The sequence below is a fragment of the Polaromonas sp. P1_E1_2 genome (genome assembly GCF_056406035.1).
In genome coordinates this window covers 1-2,426 of sequence record NZ_JBFUAZ010000630.1, presented here as the reverse complement: position 1 = coordinate 2,426, position 2,426 = coordinate 1, and the positions used below count along the sequence as shown (strand labels likewise).

Genomic DNA, 2,426 nt, shown 5'->3' with positions numbered 1-2,426 from the left:
GAAATGATGTAGGTAGTTCACTCAGCCAAACGCGTGCCTTACGCTCTTTAGTCAGGTTAAATGACTTCATTGAATTCCCCAGAAATTTCTCCACGCGTTATTGAACTCACCAGGCAGACTCTTTATCACTTCTGGATGATAGAGAGAAAAAGGTGAAATGCTGTACTTTTCAATCGCAGCCGCATGAGCCGCGTCATAAGCCAATCCCGCTCTGCGCGCTGTACCTTCTGCGATCTCGTGGAGGTAAAAATTTGCATCTGCACCTATCGCTCTCGCACCCGTTTGAAGGCTTTCCTTCAACCTATCGACCATTGCAACGTTAGCTGCGGTTGGTTCAAATCTTGCCAAGTTCGCCTCAACAAGTGACATGCCCTTTTTCGATACTCTGACCCCTTCTGCTACACACGCTTCAGCCACTTTCGTCCCGGCTTTTGCAACGCCGCCACCGATCAGAGGCGTATCACTATTGGCAATCTCATACGCTATAAATGCGACCCCAAGCACCCCAAGTACATGGTTTAGCCCACGTGGATCAACAAACATCAGAGGATCCCCGCCCACATAGGCAAAGGTATTGATCCCACCCCCAAGCCCAATGGGATCGGACTGCATATAGCGCCCGATCCTCGGGTTGTACTCCCGATTCCAGTTCTGGAACAGCCCACTCTCGGCATCAAAGGTTTGCCCAGGCAGTCGCTGGTTATATGTGAAGGTCCCCAGGCTTTCGGGGTTCTGATCAGGCGCCGTCGCGCCAAAGGGTTCCGCCGTATCCCAGCGCCAAACGAAGGCTTCATCACTCTGACGTGTGATCACTCTCGGCGCACCCAGCTGATCAGTTGAGACGTTGTACAAGCTGATGGCGATGTTTGATCCCGCAGCCGTGCCCGTCTGCTTGACTACCCCGACCGGGCTGCCCAAGTAGACGGTTTCGTATTGGGGCACGCCATTGGCGTCGTATTCACCTAGCAGCTTGCCCTCTTCGTCATAGACGTAGTAAGCCGCACCGGTGGGCACCAGAGCCGTCGGGCCCGTCTTGCTCATCCTCAGCTCCAGCGCGCTGTAGCTGTAGCTCACCGTGCCACCGGCGTTCGTCATCGTCGCCAGTCTCCCGCGGTCGCTGTACGTATAGCTGTTGGTCCCATCGCTCGTGATATTGCCCGCCGCATCGTGTTGCACGGTGGCTGTTCCCGTGCTGTCCTGGGTCTGGTTCAGCCGGTTGCTCGTGGTGGCAATCGTGTTGGGGTAGCTGGTGCCGCCAATGACTTTGGCCGTACGGTTGCCGGTGGCGTCGTAGCTGTACTGCACCGCACTGCTGCCCAGAGTGGCGCTGATCAGCCGGTTCAGGTTGTCATAGCCAAAGCTCTGGTCCAGGCTGGGCACCGGAGTCCCGTTGCTGGTGTGGGTGTAGCCGGTGATGCGCCCGGCGCTGTCCCGGTTAACGGTGCGACGGATGCCAGTGCTGGTTGGATCACCCAGGTTGTACGCGCTGATCTGGCCGTTGGCATCATAGGCAATCGCCTGAGTCTTGCTGCTGGCCCAGCTCCAGCCAGTCAGTTTGCTTTCAGCATTGGTGGTGATTCCACTCAGCAGCGGCAGGGTGGTGCCAGTGTTGGTGCCCACGCCATTGGCGTTGGGCGGATTGACCGTGACGGCATTGACCACGCCCTGGGCATCGTAGCTGTAGTTGACCTTTGTTCCGCTGGGGTAGGTGATTGCCGTGAGTTTGTCCAACGCACTTCCGCTATCGCCCCAGCTGTAGCCGACGGTGAAGGTCTTGCCGCCTATGGTCTGGGTCTTGCCTGTCTTGCGGCCCAGGCTGTCGTAGCTGTAGACGGTCTGGCCGGAGGCGTCGGTGATTTTGGTGAGTTCGCCTACGGCTGCCGGGGTGGGAGTGGATCCGCCGTCGTACTCGAGCACGCTGGCCGTGCCGGTGGCATAGCTGATGGTTTTGAGGCGGTCCAAGTTGTCATAGGTGTACTGGGTGAGCTTGCCTCTGGCGTCGGTCTTGGTCAGGACGTTGCCGTTGAGGTCGTAGGTGTACTGGCTGGTGCCGGTGTCCGGGCTGGTCTGCGCTGTGACATCGCCCAGGCCGTTGGGGCTGTAAGTGGTGGCGAGGTTGCGGGGGTCGGTGACCTGGGTCAGGTTGTCATTGGCGTTGTAGGCGAAGCCGGTGGTGGTCGGCGTCGCACTTCCGGTGTTGGCGGGCTGCTGGGTCTGGATGGGGCGGCCCAGGCTGTCGTAGTAGGTGTAGCTGGCAAGACCATTGGGATCGACCACGGTGGTGGGCCTGCCCATGGCGTCGTAGCCGTATTGCCAGGTCAGGGTGCCGCTGTTGATGGCGACGGTGATGGAGCCAGATGTGGAAGGGTCGTTGTTGGTATCGCCTGCGTAGTCGGCGCTTAAGGCATGGCTGCCCAGGGCTAGGG

Annotated in this window: 1 protein-coding gene; it reads right to left on the bottom strand. The window is 58.9% G+C overall.

What is annotated here, in order from left to right; all coding sequences use genetic code 11:
• Positions 1-66: 66 nt before the first annotated feature.
• Positions 67-2,426, bottom strand: a 2,360-nt coding sequence (locus tag AC1D1P_RS20970) for an RHS repeat-associated core domain-containing protein (RefSeq protein WP_477674292.1), incomplete at its 5' end; no start/stop codon positions are given.